The organism is Martinezella hainanensis (genome assembly GCF_900094555.1).
GTDB classification, from domain to species: Bacteria; Pseudomonadota; Alphaproteobacteria; order Rhizobiales; family Rhizobiaceae; genus Rhizobium; species Rhizobium hainanense.
This window is the reverse complement of the sequence record NZ_FMAC01000007.1, coordinates 199,853-214,477: the sequence shown is the minus strand read 5'-3', so window position 1 is coordinate 214,477 and position 14,625 is coordinate 199,853. Positions and strand designations below refer to the sequence as shown.

The window sequence follows — 14,625 nt, the reverse complement described above, 5'->3', positions numbered from 1 at the left end:
ATACTCAAGATGACCGAGAATGCGATTTATGTTTACCAGTCGATTGCGCGCGCGGTTTGCGATCATGATGTCAGCACGATGTTCGGTCTCATGGGGGATGCCAACCTTTTCATGATCGACCACTATGTGCGCGGATGCGGCGGCCGCTTCGTGCCGGCGGCCCATGAAGGGAGCTCGGTCCTGATGGCGCTCGCCTATGCCCATGTCTCCGGAAAGGTGGGTGTCGCGAGCGTGACCCACGGTCCGGCATTGACCAATTGCGTCACTGCGCTCACCGAAGGTGCCCGTGGCTCCATCCCCATGGTGCTTCTGGCGGGCGACACGCCGGTCGTCAACCCGCACCATCTTCAGAGCATCGACCAGCGCGAGGTCGTCAAGGCCACCGGCGCCGGTTTCGAGCAGATGCGCTCGCCGGAAACCGCAACCTGGGACGTTGCCCGCGCTTTCTATCGCGCCCGGGTCGAGCGGCGTCCGATCGTCTTGAACATGCCAGCTGATTTCATGTGGTGTGAACAGGCGCACGAGCGGGCTGTGTTCGAAGTCTTCGATGCTCCCGGCTATGTGCCAGAGGGCGATGCGCTCGACAGGGCCATCGGCATGATCGCCTCGGCAAAACGGCCGCTCATCCTCGCAGGCGGCGGAGCTTGCGATGCGCGCGATCAGCTCATCCGCCTGGCGGACCGACTGGAAGCGCCGCTTGCGACGACCTTGAAAGCCAAGGGGCTCTTCGGCGGCCATCCCTATAATATGGATATTTTCGGTACGCTCAGCACACCTGCCGCCTATGACCTGATTGCCAAGGCAGATTGCCTGATCTGTTTCGGAGCGGGATTGCATGATTTCACGACTGATAGGAGCAAGCTCCTGAGGGGCAAGCGCGTCGTCCAGATCGATATGGATGCACGCGCCATCGGCAAGAACATTCATCCGGATGCGGCTCTGGTGGCCGATGCGGGCCTGACGGCAGACAATTTTGTCCATTGGCTGGACGTGGCGGAAATTCCGCCGAGCGGCTTCACGCGTGAATTGGATGTCCCTTCGCTGACCACCCATCCGCGTGATCAGCGCGGCAAGACGAATGCGGGATATGTGAACTACATCTGGGCGCTCGAGGAGCTGGAAAAGGCCCTGCCGAAGAACCGAGTGCTCGTGACCGACGGCGGGCGTTTCATGACCGAGGTCTGGTGCCGGATTTCCGTCAGCGACCCGCGCAGTTTCGTCGTGACGGCAAATTTCGGCTCGATCGGTCTTGGATTGCAGGAAGCGATCGGCGCAAGCGTTGCCGCGCCGGATCGGCCGGTGGCGCTTTTCACCGGGGATGGCGGCTTCATGATGAGCGGCGTCAACGAGTTCAACACTGCCGTACGTCTCGGTCAGGACCTGATCGTCATCGTCTGCAACGATTCGGCCTACGGAGCCGAACATATCCAGTTTCGCGATCGGAAGATGGATCCGGGTCTCACCCAGTTCAACTGGCCCTCATTTGCCGATGTCGCGACCGCGCTCGGCGGACATGGCGTCGCGGTCAGCTCGGCTGATGAGCTTGAAAGCGCTCTTGACGCCATTAGGAACCGCAATCGCCCTGTCCTGATCGAGCTGCGCCTCGATCCCAACGACGTGCCGCGAATGCGCATATGACGATCTTTTTCAAGGTTGCGAGAGGCTAATCGCCTTCAAGGGGGAGGGTTGTGATATCAGCGCGGCGATCCCGCGAAGAGCTGTCGTGTGTCCCCGGGGATAATTGAGACGTCTTCGCCGGATCGTTGCGACGCGGTGACGATGACTGTAAAGCAGATGAGGTTGCGCCTAGGCTTGGCGTGGAATATCGCCGCAGAATCACGATAATTGCGGCACGCCGAGGATATTTGGGTTCTGATCCATGGATGAAAAAAAAGATATTGTCGGGCTTTGCAAGGAGAAGGGGCTGCGCCTGACCGCTCCGAGGCAGGCGATAGCCAAGGTTTTGTCCGAGGCGTCAGATCATCCCGACGCGCTGGAAATTCATCGCCGCGTCACCGCAATCGATCCCGGCATCGCCATCGCCACTGTCTACCGGACGCTGAGCATCCTTGAGGATAACGGCATTCTCGAGCGCCATTCCTTTGGAAATGGCCCCGCACGCTTCGAAACTGCCGATCAGGAGCATCACGACCATCTGATCAACATGGAAACCGGCACGATTATCGAATTCCGGTCCGATGAAATCGAGCGGCTTCAGGAAGAGATCGCACGAAAGCATGGTTTCGAGATCGTCGGGCACAAGCTCGAAATCTACGTCAAACCCTTGAAGAGAACGCGCGGCCCAAAAAAAGCGGGATGATCAGGCCCGTTTTGGACCCGCCGGTCCACAACGCATAGCGTTCTCGGGGCGGCATCGTACCGCTCCCTTCCTGCGGAGGATCTAGCTGACGTCGGTTGCATCGGTCGATGCCGCCTTGCGGGTGGCGCGAACGAAGGCAAAGACAAAGGCCATGGCAAGCAGGAGCACGATGGTCGGCGCCGGCGCGCTGTCCATGAAGAAGGACAGGTAGACGCCGGCAAAGGAGCCGATCACGGCGATCGCCATCGCCAGAACGAGCATCGTGCTGAACCTGCGGGCAAGCAGAAAGGCGATGGCTCCCGGAGCGATCAGCATGGCAACCGCAAGGATGAGGCCGACCGCCTGCAAGGCGCCGACAATGGTCAGCGAGATCAGCCCCAGCAATCCGTAATGCAGCAGCGTCACCCGCAGGCCGATGGCGCGCGCCTGGGCCGGATCGAACGCGTGCAGGAGGAAATCCTTCCACTTGATGCCGATGATTACAGCCGTGACCGCCGCGATGACGGCTGCCATTCCGATATCGTGCCAGGAAACGCCGAGCATGTCGCCAAACAGGATGTGATCGAGATGCACCTCGGAGCGGATTTTGACATAGAGGACGAGACCGAGGCCGAACATGCCAGAGAAGACGACGCCCATCACCGTATCCTGCTTGATGCGGCTGTTGTCCTTCAAAAAGCCGGTCGCGATGGCGCAGAACATGCCGGCAGCGAATGCGCCGACGGCAAGAGGAAAGCCGGCTATATAGGCGACGACCACGCCGGGAAAGACGGCATGACTGATCGCGTCGCCCATCAGCGACCAGCCCTTCAGCACCAGGAAGCAGGAAAGAAGCGCCATCGGCACGGCAACGAGCATTGAGATCGCCAGCGCATTGACCATGAAGTCGAACTGCATGGGGGAAAGGATGGTGTCGATCAAGCTCATCGTCCATCCTCCAGCGCCTGCATCGCCCGCCGGCGGGCGGCCAGCATTCCGTGCTTGGGCGCGAAGAAGAATGCGATCAGGAAGATCGCCGTTTGCAAGACGACGATGATGCCGCCGGTCGCGCCATCGAGGAAGTAGCTCGCATAGGCGCCGACGAAGCTTGTCAGCGAGCCAATGACGACGGCGATCACCAATAGCTTCGGGAAGCGATCGGTCAGCAGATAGGCCGTCGCGCCCGGCGTTACCACCATGCAGATCACGAGGAAGGCGCCGACCGTTTGGAGGGCTGCGACCGTCGAGGCCGAGAGCAGCGTGAAGAACATCAGCTTCAGTGCGGTCGGATTGAGCCCGATGGAGCGCGCATGGCTCTCGTCAAAGAAGGTCACCATCAGGTCCTTCCACTTGATCAGCAGGATGGCGAGCGAGACGAAGCCGATGATCGCAAGCTGCAATGTGTCTCCCGGCGTAATGGCGAGCACATTGCCGAGAACGATCGTCTGTATGTTCACCGCCATTGGCTTCAGGGACACCATGAACAGGCCAAGCGCGAAGAAGGAAGAGAAGGTCAGGCCGATGATCGTATCCTCCCGCAGCCTGGTTCGCTGGTTGAGAAAGAGCATCGCGCCGGCTGTTAAGCCGCCCGAGAAGAAGGCGCCGAGAGAGAAGGGGAGCCCGAGCATGTAAGCCCCCGCGACCCCCGGTACGATTGCATGCGAAAGTGCGTCGCCGATAAGCGACCAGCCCTTGAGCATGAGATAGCAGGACAGAAATGCGCAGACGCCGCCGACAAGAGCGGAGACCCACATGGCGTTCAACATGTACTCGTAGGCAAAGGGTTCGAGCATGCCGGCCGTCATTCCCGATCTCCTCCATCGACTTCCGCTCGTCGATCGACAGTCTTTCCGCCCTCGAGGATCAGCGGGCGTTCGTCGTCGCCGAGCACGCGGACCGCAGCCTTCCCGCCATCTGGTGGCCGGTTCAGCACGAAATGACGCAGCACGCCTCCGAAGGCTTTCTCCAGATTCTCCTGCGTGAACGTGTCGGCGGTCGGCCCATGGGCGAGAACCGTGCCCTTGATGAGAATGGTCCGGTCGCAGAACTCCGGCACGGAGCCGAGATTGTGGGTCGACACCAGCATCACGCGGCCTTCATCTCGCAATTCGCGGAGGAGCTTGATGATCTGTTCCTCGGTCTTGACGTCGACGCCGGTGAACGGTTCGTCCAGAAGGATCACACGGCCGTCCTGCGCCAGCGCACGCGCGAGGAAGACCCGCTTCTTCTGCCCGCCGGAGAGCTCGCCGATCTGGCGCTTGCGAAATTCACCCATGTTGACGCGGGCAAGCGCGGCGGCGACGGCCTCGTGATCGGCCGCTTTCGCGATGCGCATCATGCCCATATGGCCATAGCGCCCCATCATCACGACATCCTCGACCAGAACCGGAAAATTCCAGTCGACCTCCTCGGCCTGCGGCACATAAGCGACAAAGTTTCTGCGCAGGGCGTCCTTGATCGGCATGCCGAGCACGCGGATTTCGCCTTTTGCGAGCCGGACAAAGCCCATGATGGCCTTGAACAGGGTGGATTTGCCCGAGCCGTTCACCCCGACCAGCGCAGCGATCGTTCCCTTCGGAATGCAAAAGCTGGCGTTCCTGAGCGCTGTGTGGCCGTTGCGATAGGTGACGGCGGCATTCCTGACCGCAATGCCCGAACCCGCATCTTCGGATGCGGGCGTGTCAAGGCGACTGAAGGAGTGGCTCATTGCGGTAGACCCTCAGTCAGGCCCTTGGCGAGTGTCCCGGAAGTCACCCGCAGAAGGTCGAGATAGGTCGGCACCGGCCCGTCGGTTTCGCTCAGCGAATCGACGTAAAGCACGCCGCCATAATGAGCGCCTGTTTCGCGGGCGACCTGGCGGGCCGGCTTGTCCGAAACCGTGCTTTCGCTGAAGACGGTGGGAATCCGGTTTTTCCTGACGGTATCGACAACCTTGCGCACCTGCTGCGGCGTGCCCTGCTGGTCGGCATTGATCGGCCAGAGATAGAGCTCCTTCAGGCCGAAATCGCGGGCGAGATAGGAAAATGCGCCTTCGCTCGAGACCAGCCAGCGCTTGTCCTGCGGGATCTTGTCGAGCGTTTCGCGGATCGGAGCGACCGTTGCCTTGATCTTTTCCTTATAGGCTTCGGCATTGGCCTTGTAGGTGTTTGCGTTCTCCGGGTCGTACTTGACGAAGGCATCGCGGATATTGTCGACATAGACAATTGCGTTTTCGGGCGACATCCAGGCATGCGGATTGGGCTTGCCCTCATAGGGGCCTTCCGTAATGCCCATCGGCTCTATGCCGGTCGAGACGACGACGTCCGGGACATCCTTGAGGTTCCGGTAGAACTTCTGGAACCATAGCTCCAGATTGAGGCCGTTCGAGAAAATGAGCCTTGCCCCCTGCGCCCGCTGAATATCGCCGGGCGTCGGCTGGTATTCGTGGATCTCCGCGCCAGGTTTGGTGATGGATTCGACAATCGCGGCATCGCCCGCAACATTCCTTGCCATGTCGGCGATGATCGTGAAGGTCGTGACCGCCTTGAATTTTTCTTGAGCCGCGACCGGGGCCGCTGCCAGTGCGACGGCAAATGCTGTGCCCGCGATTCCGGCCAGGGCGGACCGTCTCACCTTGCCGAACATGCCTACCTCCTTGTCAATATTGAGACTTAATTGCATCTAGGGGCAGCTTTGTTCTTTTTGCAAATGATAGTGATTTGCAAAAATGGTTGACGGCCGCCCGATTTCCCATATCGTGCAATTAAGAATGAGTTGCAAGTAGAAATCGGCGACAGACCCCCAGGCTGGAGAAATGCGATGACGGAAATAGTGAGGCAGCCGACATTGTCGGAGCGGACCGATGAGCAGATTCGAGAGGTGCTTGCCGGACGGCGGCGAGGTGTCCGTGCGATGTTGCTCTTTGCCGGCCCCGCCATGATCACCTCCATCGCCTACATGGACCCCGGCAACTTCGCGACGAACATCCAGGCCGGATCCAGCTATGGTTATTCGTTGCTATGGGTGGTGCTGATGGCGAATTTGATCGCCATGCTGTTCCAGGCGCTGTCCGCCAAGCTTGGCATCGTCACCGGCCGCAATCTCGCCGAGATATGCCATGATCAGTTTTCGACGCCGGTTCGCATCGCGATGTGGATCGTCAGCGAGGTCGCGGCCATGGCGACCGATCTGGCCGAGTTCCTTGGCGGCGCCATTGGGCTATCGCTGCTTTTCCATATGCCTCTTCTGGCGGGGATGACGGTGACCGCCATCGTCACCTATGGCGTCCTCTTGTTCGAGGGCCGTGGTTTCCGGCCGATGGAGCTCATCATTGGCGCGCTGGTGGCCGTCATCGGCCTCTGCTACGTGATCGAGATGTTCATCGCGCCGGTCGCCTGGGGGCAGGTCGGCATGGGGCTGATAACCCCTTCCATGCCTGACATGACCGCGCTGACGATCTCCGTCGGCATCATCGGCGCGACGGTCATGCCGCATGCCGTCTATCTGCATTCCGGTCTCACGCAGCATCGCGCGCCGGCGCGCAACAATTTCGAGCGGCGCAAGCTGGTCCGCTTTTCGAATTGGGAATGCATCATCGCGCTGGCTGTGGCCGGTGCCGTCAATATCGCCATGGTGGTCATGGCGTCCGCTGCCTTTCATGCCGGCCATCCGGAGGTTGCCGAGATCGAGACCGCCTATCACATGCTGACGCCGCTTCTGGGTGGTGCCGCAGCCGCCGTCTTCCTCGTGTCGCTGATGGCGTCCGGCATTTCGTCGTCGGCCGTTGGCACGATGGCCGGCCAGATGATCATGCAGGGCTTTGTCGGCTTCCGCATCCCGATCTGGGTGCGTCGTCTCGTGACGATGCTGCCGGCCTTCGTGGTCGTCCTCTTCGGGGTCAATACGACCGACGCCCTGCTTTACAGCCAGGTCGTCTTGTCCTTCGCGCTGCCGGTTCCAATGATCGCGCTGGTCATGTTCACGCGCAGCCGCGCCATCATGGGGGACTTCGCAAACGGCCGGCTGACCGATATCGCCGCGATCGTCGGCACCATCGTCATCCTGTGCCTCAACGTGGTTCTGCTTCTCCAGACCTTCGGCATTCCGATCCCCGAGCTCGGCTGAGACAGGGCCGCCGTGTCTGGCCTCATAGAGAAGGCCAGCTCGAAAAACATCACGTCATTCGGCAGAAAGGGCGGCGGGCCGACAGCTCGCCGCTCGATGACGGCATGCATCGATCAGCGTCGCGTCAGAGCCGAAGGATTTCTTCAGCCGTTCGATGCTTGCTTTTGATTTGCCGCAATCGCGTATTCTTCTGCGAGACGATAGATGTCTCCAATACAGTCGATCTTGCCGCGGAGTTCGGTGGGGCTGGCGGGGATTTCAAGGCCTGTCTTATCTTCAATGAGATACAGAATTTCGATGAAATCGAACGAGTCGACGTTGAATTCTTCCAGCTTCCGCTCCGGCGTCAATTCAGCAGGCGGAACGCCGAGAAAATCCGCGATTAGGTCGCGCAGCTTGTCGGCGATAGGAGGGTGTGGCTCAGTCATTTATCTCTCCACAAAACTGGTTGCGGGAAACCGGTTATTCCATCGCAAGATTAAGCTGGGCTGAAATGTCGATGTCGAGACGCTGAGGAGAATAGCATGCGCAGAGTAGCGATTACCGGAATGGGCGTCGTTGCCGGAACGGGCAATGGAGTTGAGCCATTCTGGCAGGCCGTCAAAACTGGACGGCATTGTTTCGGTCCGCTGGAAGGATTCGACGAAAGCCGTCTCAATATCCGGCATGGCGCTGTTGCGCGTAATTTTCAACCGGACCAGCAGATCAATCGCAAGAAGCTCGGCTATCTCGATCGCTTCGCGCAATTGGCCTTGTCGGCCGCTCACGAGGCGATAGGGGATGCGGGGATCGAGTGGACCGAGACGCTCAAGCGCAATACGGGCGTCATTACCGGCTCGACGATCGGCGGGCAGGCAACCCAGGATGAAGCCTTTCTGAGGCTCTATGGCAGCACGGCGCGGCCGGTCAATCCGGTTACCATTCCAAAAGTGATGCCTTGCGCGGCGACGGTTGCGATTTCGATGGAGTTCGGCCTGACCGGCCCGTCTTTCACGCTTTCGACGGCATGCGCCTCCTCGGCGCACGCGATCGGCCAGGCTTTCTGGATGGTGCGCCAGGGCACGCTTGATCTGGCCATCGCCGGGGGGAGCGAAGCGCCTTTCAGCTTCGGCTATCTGAAGGCATGGGATGCGCTGCAGGTTGTCGATCCCGAGCCTTGCCGGCCCTTTTCCAAGGACAGACAAGGCCTGAATCTAGGCGAGGCCGGCGCGATACTGGTGCTCGAACCTCTTGAAGCCGCCATTGCACGTGGCGCGAAGATCTATGCGGAAATCGTTGGCTTCGGCATGTCCGCCGATGCACATCATCTCACTCAACCGCAGCTGGATGGACCGGTCAGGGCGATGCAGTCGGCTCTGAAGGATGCAGCGCTTGAGCTTGCGTCCGTCGATTACATCAATGCACATGGCACCGGTACGCCGACGAACGATGCGATGGAATGCCGCGCCATCCGCACGGTTTTTGATGGCCGCGCGGATCAGATCGCGGTCAGCTCGACCAAGGCGGTCCACGGCCACACGCTTGGTGCCGCCGGAGCGCTGGAGGCGGTCGCCACGGCGCTTGCCTTAAAGACCGAGACAATACCGCCGACCGCCAATTTCACCGTGAGCGATCCGGAATGCGATCTCGATATCGTGCCCAACACGGCTCGCTCTCAGCCAATCCGCGTGGCATTGAGCAACTCCTTTGCCTTTGGCGGATTGAATGCAGTCCTCGCTTTCAAGCGGTATGACGCTTAGTCTGCCGGAAACTGGGGATTAGGTGCTACGCGACATGGCACAGCACGGGCAATCAAGTAAGTGAGCATGACATCGAGTACAAAATTGGTATCGTTTCAAAATCGATAGCAGGAACTTCATGACAGGCCTGACCCGCATCTATCGCTATCTGCTTGTCCTGCTCGCTTTGTCGGGTGTCGCCGTCTCATATGTCGCCATCATACCGGGCATGCACGTTTCACGGCTGACAATGACGGTGAATTTCTTCAGCTATTTCACCATACAATCCAATCTTCTGCTCGCCATGACACTGCTTTGCGCTCAAATTGCGCCGCTCTCGCCGATTGGCCAGTGGGCGAACAAGCCGTCGGTGCGAAGCGCCCTTCTTCTTTACGTGGGAATCGCCGGCATCGTCTATGTTTTGATGCTAAGGGATGTTTGGCACCCTCGCGGTTGGCAGCTGCTGGGAGACCAGATACTCCATTATTGCGTTCCGCTGCTGTACGCCGCGGATTGGATTTTTCTAAGTGAGCGCGGCAAGCTTTCCTGGCGCGATGTGCTCTGGTGGCTGGCTTTTCCCGCGGCCTATTCTGTTTACACGCTTGCGCATGGATATATCTCGCACTTCTACCCTTACCCATTCCTGGATGTTCGCGATATCGGCCTTGAAGAGGTATTGCTGAACATGGGGCTGCTGGCATCAGCCCTCCTGGCTTTGGGGGGAGTGCTGACTTTTCTCGATTGGGTCGGCGCCAAGCAACGGGTCTTTCGGCGCGCATAGGCAATGTTGTTGCGAAGGCAAATTCGTCACTGACCAATACGCCGCCGCGTGGCTCTTGTTCGAGCTTGGCGGTCCGCTCATTCCGCCAGTTGCGTAACGGCGGCCGGGTTGGATGCTCGCGTGCCGGAAAGGCTTGCCTGGCCGAACGCCACGACCGCGACGGTTGTGATGCTCGCGGCGACCGAAACCCAGAAGCCGTTTGCAGGCCCGAAGCTGTCCACTACCCAGCCGGAGACAAAGGCGCCAAGTGCCATGCCGATACCGATGCCGGTCATGACCCAGGTCACGCCTTCCGTCAGCATGGCCTCTGGCACGCGGCGTTCGATCAAGCCGAAGGCCGTGATGAAGGTCGGGGAAATGGCGATGCCGCTGAGGAAGACGGCGAAGGCGAGCAGGGCGACCGAGGTGCTGGCAGCAAGAAGCGGCAGGGAGGTGAGGGCAAGGACGCTGACGGCGACCAGCAGCTGGCGCTGTAGCGGCATCTTGAGGTTCAGCGCTCCAATGATGAGACCGACGACGAAGGAGCCGAGTGCATAGACGCCAACGACGATGCTTGCGGCGCCCGGTTGGCCGAGTTGCTTGGTGATGGCAACGGCACTGACTTCCGCTGTGGCGAAGGTGGCGCCGACGAAGATCAGCGCGAGCGTGATGATCTGGACCGGCCGCTGCCAGATCGCCGAATGTTGCGGGCCTTCGGAGCTGGTCGCGCGCACCTTGGGTTCCGTCGATCGCTGCATCAGGAAGGCCGCCGATCCGAGCGCAAGGAAGATGGTGCTGGCGACCATACCGGCTTCCGGGAACAGCGAGACCGCAAGCCCGACGGAAAGGGACGCGCCCATGATATAGACAAGCTCATCGGCTGCGGACTCGAATGCGAAGGCCGTATTCAATTCGGGCCGGCCTCGGAAGATCTCCGTCCAGCGAGCGCGCACCATGGCCGGTATGCTCGGCATGACCGCCGCGAAGAAGGACGAGGCGAACAGCGTCCAGGCCGACCAGCCCTGGCTTGCCGCAATGATGAGAATGATGAAGGCGACGACCGAGACGATGGTGGCCGGCGCGACGACCGCACGCTGGCCGAACCGATCGACGAAGCGCGATATCTGCGGCGAGACAAAAGCGTTGGTCAGGGCGAAGGTCGCCGAAACGGCGCCGGCGAGCCAATATTCGCCACGCGTCTGCGACAGCATGGCGACGATGCCGATAGGAGCCATGGCAAGCGGAAGGCGGGCAAAGAAAGCTGCGGCCGAAAAACCCTTGGCGCCCGGTGCGCGAAAAATCTCTCTATACGGATTGGACATTGGAACATTCCCTGTATCGAACGAAATGGCCGCAGACATACGCGACGTATGTGAATGAAATAATTGCATACGCCGCGTATGTCAACTAATATACGCAGCGTATGGGAATTAATGTGACCGATCGACGGAGACGCAATGCGCAAACCTCGCAGTGAAATGATTGCGGAGACGCGAGCCAAGCTGCTCGCCGCTGGCCGTAAGGCATTTGGTAGCGTCGGCTATGCCGAGGCATCGATGGATGACTTTACTGCGGCCGCTGGGCTGACGCGGGGAGCACTCTACCATCATTTTGGCGACAAGAAGGGATTGTTGCAGGCCGTCGTCAACGAGATCGATGCGGAAATGACCGCAAGGCTCTGTCAGATCTCGTCGAAAGCGCCCTCGCGTTGGCAGGCTTTCGTTGACGAGAATGTCGGCTACGTCGAGATGGCGCTGGAGCCCGAAATCCAGCGCATCATGTTTCGTGACGGCGCCGCTGTACTTGGCGATCCCTCGGCATGGCCGAGCGCCAATGGTTGCATCGCCACGATCAGGGAGAGCCTTCTTTGCCTTCGCGAAGAGGGCATCATCGTTGATATCGACCCGGAAGCCGGCGCCCGCCTCATCAATGCGGCAAGCAGCTGTGCTGCACAATGGATAGCCAATTCGGACGATCCCGAGACGACTTCGAAACGGGTAGTTGGCGCATTTCGGACCTTCCTTGAAGGCTTGCGCATCGAGAAGGATTGATTGCCTCGAGGCTCGTGATCGCGACTATATTTCCTCGCGGCAGGCAGTGGATGGAACCTCGTCAGCCGCCCGATGCGGCAGTGAAGACCGCAAGCTGAGCATCGAAAGCCCGTCTGTATGCCGGCCGGGCTTCGCCGCGGGCGACATAGGCGGAAAGGTTCTGATATTCCTGCAATATGCCCGAGTCTTTCAGTCTTAGCAGAACCGATATCATCAGAAGATCGCCGGCACTGAACGCGTCCTCAAGCCAGTCGGCGCTGCCCAGGTATTCGGAAAGTTCGTTGAGCCGCTGGCGGATGCGTTCGTCGGCCATGGACAGGCGCTGCTCATACCAGGTCTGATCGCGTTCCTGGAATCTTGCGTTTGCGCGGTCGATGATCGGCGGCTCCACCGTGGAGAGAGCAGCAAACATCCATGTGATCGCCCGCGCCCGCGCCTTGGCATCGTCGGGCAGGAGGCCGGAATGGCGCTCTGCGATATGAAATATGATCGACCCCGATTCGAATAGGGCGAGGCCGTCCTCTTCGTAGGTTGGGATCTGCCCGAAGGGATGAAGGGCGAGATGCGCGGGCTCCTTCATCGCCTTGAAGGAGAGGAGACGCACTTCATAAGGTTTGCCGACTTCTTCGAGCGCCCAGCGAACGCGCATGTCGCGCGCCAGACCCCTACCGCGGTCCGGCGATTTTTCAAAGGCGGTGATCGTTATCGTCATTGCTGCTCTCCATGGCTTGTCTGCCTTAAAGACGATTGGCTGAACGAGATTCCGACACTCCATTTTCAAGATACTTTCCGCAGCCGAGCGCGACGCGGGCCAATGCTCCTCATTTTGCAGTTCAACCGTCTGCTGGATCAATTCATGGATGGGCCGCGCGGCAGACGCGCGTGATGATATTGCGCAGCCATCTATGGGCAGGGTCGGCGTCGACGCGCGGATGCCATATGGTGGCAATGAGTATTTCCGGCGTTTCGAACGGCAATTCGAAGCTTCGGATACCAAGCTCGGCCACCGGTTCGTTCAGCTTGCTCTTGCCGAGGCAGGAGAGGGGGACGGCCGCGATGAAATCCGTCGAAGCTGCAATTCTCATTGCATCCGGAAACCCAGGCACCACAACGCGGATTTCCCGCTTCAGACCTTTCCTTTCCAGAGCCTCGTCGACCACTTCGGCAAATTCTCCTCTTCTGGAAGCAGCGATGTGGCCGCAGGCTGCATAGCGCTTTGCCGTTATCGCCCCGCCCGTCAGCAGAGGATGGCCTTCTCGTGCCACTCCAATCAGCCGATCGCGAAGCAGAAGTCGCGTGCGCAGCTCCGGCGCAGGCACGCCTAAGACGCCGATTTCCAGATCGATCAGTCCTTCCCGCAGCATATGCGGTTCCTTGTCCCGCTTGAGCACGAAGCGGATGCGAAGGCGGGGCGCCGCTTGCGTGATGGCCGCGACGAGGGGCGCTGACAGAAGCTCGAGAAAGGCTTCGCTCACGCGAATCGAAAACGTGGCGTCCAATGTGGTAATATCGAGCTCGCCGGCCGCAGGCCGAAGAATGGCCCGCGCATCCTGCGTGACGGCGTGAACGCGATCCCTGAGTGTTTCGGCAAATCGCGTCGGCACGAGGGATCTGCCTGCCCTGACGAGCAATGGATCACCCGTCACAGCGCGCAGCCGCGACAGCGTGCGGCTCATGGCGGAAGGGCTCAAGCCAAGACGCTTCGCGGCTTCCGTCACGCTCCCCTCGGCAAGCAGGATATCAAGGGCGACGAGAAGATTGAGGTCTATGTCTTCCATGACAATTGGGTAGACCAGATCGATCGACATGCCTAGCGTCTGGCGCAACTATTCTTTGCATCCTGTGCGCCTGGAGAAATCCAGGCCGAGCTTTCATATTGGGCTCACAGCAAACAAAGGAGGCGTGCCCCATGCCGTCATCATCATCGTCTGTCGGCAGCATCTTGATCATTGGTGCATCGCGCGGGCTTGGCCACGCCATGGCCGAAGAATTCTTCAAGAAGGGCTGGTCCGTTGTCGGCACGGTGCGCGCGTCGGCATCGAGGACCAAACTGCATGATCTGGCCGACCGTTCCAACGGCCGAGTCACCCTGGAGACGCTCGATATCAACGAGCCGGCGCAGCTTGCCTCGCTGCGCGAGCGTCTCGACGGTCGCGTCTTTGATATGCTGTTCGTCAATGCCGGGACGACGAATGTTCCGACCGAGACGATCGGGGAGGTGACGACCGAGGAATTCGTCCGTGTCATGGTGACGAACGCTTTGAGCCCGATGCGGACAGTGGAAGGCTTGCAGGATCTGGTCTCGTCCACGGGACTGATCGGCATCATGTCGTCAGGACAGGGAAGCGTCAGCAACAATACGACGGGCATGCGGGAGGTCTATCGCGGCAGCAAGGCGGCCTTGAACACGTTTATGCGCAGCTATGCCGCACGGCACTCAGGCGATGGGCGGACATTGGTGCTCATGGCGCCTGGCTGGGTCAAGACCGATCTGGGTGGGCCCGACGGGCGGCTGACGATCGAAGAAAGCATTCCAAACCTGGTGAACGTGCTTCTCAATCAGCGCGGCAAACAGAGCCTCGAATATCTGGACTATATGGGTCGAATGGTTCCGTGGTGACCCGCTGCCGAGGCGGGACGTAAGCCTTGAGGTATTGCTGGATCGGAGATGGCGCTCGCCGCGTCGGCTGAAGA

At 60.0% G+C, this 14,625-nt stretch carries 15 protein-coding genes; 7 read left to right on the top strand and 8 right to left on the bottom strand.

Going from position 1 to position 14,625, the window contains the following annotated elements; all coding sequences use genetic code 11:
* Window positions 1–9 precede the first annotated feature (9 nt).
* Both GA0061100_RS22435 and GA0061100_RS22430 read left to right on the top strand, forming a co-directional pair.
* Window positions 10–1,638 (top strand): thiamine pyrophosphate-binding protein, encoded by a 1,629-nt coding sequence (locus tag GA0061100_RS22435; RefSeq protein WP_075854957.1) that lies wholly within the window; start codon window positions 10–12, stop codon window positions 1,636–1,638.
* Window positions 1,639–1,879: 241 nt separating this feature from the next.
* Window positions 1,880–2,320, top strand: a complete 441-nt coding sequence (locus GA0061100_RS22430) for a Fur family transcriptional regulator (RefSeq protein WP_075854956.1) — start codon at window positions 1,880–1,882, stop codon at window positions 2,318–2,320.
* Window positions 2,321–2,401: 81 nt separating this feature from the next.
* Here GA0061100_RS22430 and GA0061100_RS22425 read toward each other — a convergent pair whose 3' ends face one another.
* Genes GA0061100_RS22425 through GA0061100_RS22410 form a run of 4 tightly spaced genes read right to left on the bottom strand, consistent with a single transcriptional unit; the run spans window position 2,402 to window position 5,923 of the window.
* Window positions 2,402–3,247: a metal ABC transporter permease gene (locus GA0061100_RS22425; RefSeq protein WP_075854955.1), complete on the bottom strand. Its 846-nt coding sequence runs from the start codon at window positions 3,245–3,247 to the stop codon at window positions 2,402–2,404.
* Window positions 3,244–4,104 carry an iron/manganese ABC transporter permease subunit SitC gene (sitC, locus tag GA0061100_RS22420; protein WP_075854954.1) on the bottom strand — a complete coding sequence of 287 codons (861 nt, stop codon included), beginning with the start codon at window positions 4,102–4,104 and terminating at the stop codon, window positions 3,244–3,246. The genes GA0061100_RS22425 and sitC overlap by 4 nt, the downstream gene beginning before the upstream one ends.
* Entirely contained in the window at window positions 4,101–5,006 is a 906-nt protein-coding gene (locus tag GA0061100_RS22415; protein ID WP_075854953.1) for a manganese/iron ABC transporter ATP-binding protein, read from the bottom strand. The genes sitC and GA0061100_RS22415 overlap by 4 nt, the downstream gene beginning before the upstream one ends.
* On the bottom strand, window positions 5,003–5,923 hold the full coding sequence (locus tag GA0061100_RS22410) for a metal ABC transporter substrate-binding protein (protein ID WP_075854952.1): 921 nt from the start codon (window positions 5,921–5,923) through the stop codon (window positions 5,003–5,005). The genes GA0061100_RS22415 and GA0061100_RS22410 overlap by 4 nt, the downstream gene beginning before the upstream one ends.
* A 174-nt stretch (window positions 5,924–6,097) precedes the next feature.
* On the opposite strand from GA0061100_RS22410, the gene GA0061100_RS22405 reads away from it, so the two are divergent.
* Entirely contained in the window at window positions 6,098–7,402 is a 1,305-nt protein-coding gene (locus GA0061100_RS22405; protein ID WP_075854951.1) for an Nramp family divalent metal transporter, read from the top strand.
* Window positions 7,403–7,545: 143 nt separating this feature from the next.
* On the opposite strand, the gene GA0061100_RS22400 is transcribed toward GA0061100_RS22405, so the two are convergent.
* Window positions 7,546–7,830 carry an acyl carrier protein gene (locus GA0061100_RS22400; protein ID WP_075854950.1) on the bottom strand — a complete coding sequence of 95 codons (285 nt, stop codon included), beginning with the start codon at window positions 7,828–7,830 and terminating at the stop codon, window positions 7,546–7,548.
* 96 nt (window positions 7,831–7,926) lie between these two features.
* On the opposite strand from GA0061100_RS22400, the gene GA0061100_RS22395 reads away from it, so the two are divergent.
* Both GA0061100_RS22395 and GA0061100_RS22390 read left to right on the top strand, forming a co-directional pair.
* Complete coding sequence (locus tag GA0061100_RS22395) at window positions 7,927–9,141, top strand: beta-ketoacyl-[acyl-carrier-protein] synthase family protein (RefSeq protein WP_075854949.1); 1,215 nt, start codon at window positions 7,927–7,929, stop codon at window positions 9,139–9,141.
* A 118-nt stretch (window positions 9,142–9,259) separates the two neighbouring features.
* Window positions 9,260–9,901: a Pr6Pr family membrane protein gene (locus GA0061100_RS22390; protein WP_075854948.1), complete on the top strand. Its 642-nt coding sequence runs from the start codon at window positions 9,260–9,262 to the stop codon at window positions 9,899–9,901.
* Between the two features lie 77 nt (window positions 9,902–9,978).
* Here the strand turns inward: GA0061100_RS22390 and GA0061100_RS22385 are convergent, their stop codons facing one another.
* Window positions 9,979–11,202, bottom strand: coding sequence for an MFS transporter (locus GA0061100_RS22385; RefSeq protein ID WP_075854947.1), 1,224 nt, complete (start codon window positions 11,200–11,202; stop codon window positions 9,979–9,981).
* 135 nt (window positions 11,203–11,337) lie between these two features.
* Between GA0061100_RS22385 and GA0061100_RS22380 the strand changes: the two genes are divergently transcribed.
* Window positions 11,338–11,931: a TetR/AcrR family transcriptional regulator gene (locus GA0061100_RS22380; RefSeq protein WP_075854946.1), complete on the top strand. Its 594-nt coding sequence runs from the start codon at window positions 11,338–11,340 to the stop codon at window positions 11,929–11,931.
* Between the two features lie 61 nt (window positions 11,932–11,992).
* Here GA0061100_RS22380 and GA0061100_RS22375 read toward each other — a convergent pair whose 3' ends face one another.
* Both GA0061100_RS22375 and GA0061100_RS22370 read right to left on the bottom strand, forming a co-directional pair.
* Complete coding sequence (locus tag GA0061100_RS22375; protein ID WP_075854945.1) at window positions 11,993–12,643, bottom strand: glutathione S-transferase family protein; 651 nt, start codon at window positions 12,641–12,643, stop codon at window positions 11,993–11,995.
* A 142-nt stretch (window positions 12,644–12,785) separates the two neighbouring features.
* Complete coding sequence (locus GA0061100_RS22370; protein ID WP_075855117.1) at window positions 12,786–13,709, bottom strand: LysR family transcriptional regulator; 924 nt, start codon at window positions 13,707–13,709, stop codon at window positions 12,786–12,788.
* A 131-nt stretch (window positions 13,710–13,840) separates the two neighbouring features.
* Between GA0061100_RS22370 and GA0061100_RS22365 the strand changes: the two genes are divergently transcribed.
* Window positions 13,841–14,551, top strand: coding sequence for an SDR family NAD(P)-dependent oxidoreductase (locus tag GA0061100_RS22365; RefSeq protein ID WP_075854944.1), 711 nt, complete (start codon window positions 13,841–13,843; stop codon window positions 14,549–14,551).
* The last annotated feature ends 74 nt before the right edge of the window (window positions 14,552–14,625 follow it).

Coding starts and splice junctions, on each gene's coding strand:
- GA0061100_RS22435 (WP_075854957.1), top strand. CDS start 10: ATGACCGAGAATGCGATTTATGTTTACCAGTCGATTGCGCGCGCGGTT.
- GA0061100_RS22415 (WP_075854953.1), bottom strand. CDS start 5,006: ATGAGCCACTCCTTCAGTCGCCTTGACACGCCCGCATCCGAAGATGCG.
- GA0061100_RS22390 (WP_075854948.1), top strand. CDS start 9,260: ATGACAGGCCTGACCCGCATCTATCGCTATCTGCTTGTCCTGCTCGCT.
- GA0061100_RS22380 (WP_075854946.1), top strand. CDS start 11,338: ATGCGCAAACCTCGCAGTGAAATGATTGCGGAGACGCGAGCCAAGCTG.
- GA0061100_RS22405 (WP_075854951.1), top strand. CDS start 6,098: ATGACGGAAATAGTGAGGCAGCCGACATTGTCGGAGCGGACCGATGAG.
- GA0061100_RS22430 (WP_075854956.1), top strand. CDS start 1,880: ATGGATGAAAAAAAAGATATTGTCGGGCTTTGCAAGGAGAAGGGGCTG.
- GA0061100_RS22370 (WP_075855117.1), bottom strand. CDS start 13,709: ATGGAAGACATAGACCTCAATCTTCTCGTCGCCCTTGATATCCTGCTT.
- GA0061100_RS22410 (WP_075854952.1), bottom strand. CDS start 5,923: ATGTTCGGCAAGGTGAGACGGTCCGCCCTGGCCGGAATCGCGGGCACA.
- sitC (WP_075854954.1), bottom strand. CDS start 4,104: ATGACGGCCGGCATGCTCGAACCCTTTGCCTACGAGTACATGTTGAAC.
- GA0061100_RS22375 (WP_075854945.1), bottom strand. CDS start 12,643: ATGACGATAACGATCACCGCCTTTGAAAAATCGCCGGACCGCGGTAGG.
- GA0061100_RS22385 (WP_075854947.1), bottom strand. CDS start 11,202: ATGTCCAATCCGTATAGAGAGATTTTTCGCGCACCGGGCGCCAAGGGT.
- GA0061100_RS22395 (WP_075854949.1), top strand. CDS start 7,927: ATGCGCAGAGTAGCGATTACCGGAATGGGCGTCGTTGCCGGAACGGGC.
- GA0061100_RS22365 (WP_075854944.1), top strand. CDS start 13,841: ATGCCGTCATCATCATCGTCTGTCGGCAGCATCTTGATCATTGGTGCA.
- GA0061100_RS22425 (WP_075854955.1), bottom strand. CDS start 3,247: ATGAGCTTGATCGACACCATCCTTTCCCCCATGCAGTTCGACTTCATG.
- GA0061100_RS22400 (WP_075854950.1), bottom strand. CDS start 7,830: ATGACTGAGCCACACCCTCCTATCGCCGACAAGCTGCGCGACCTAATC.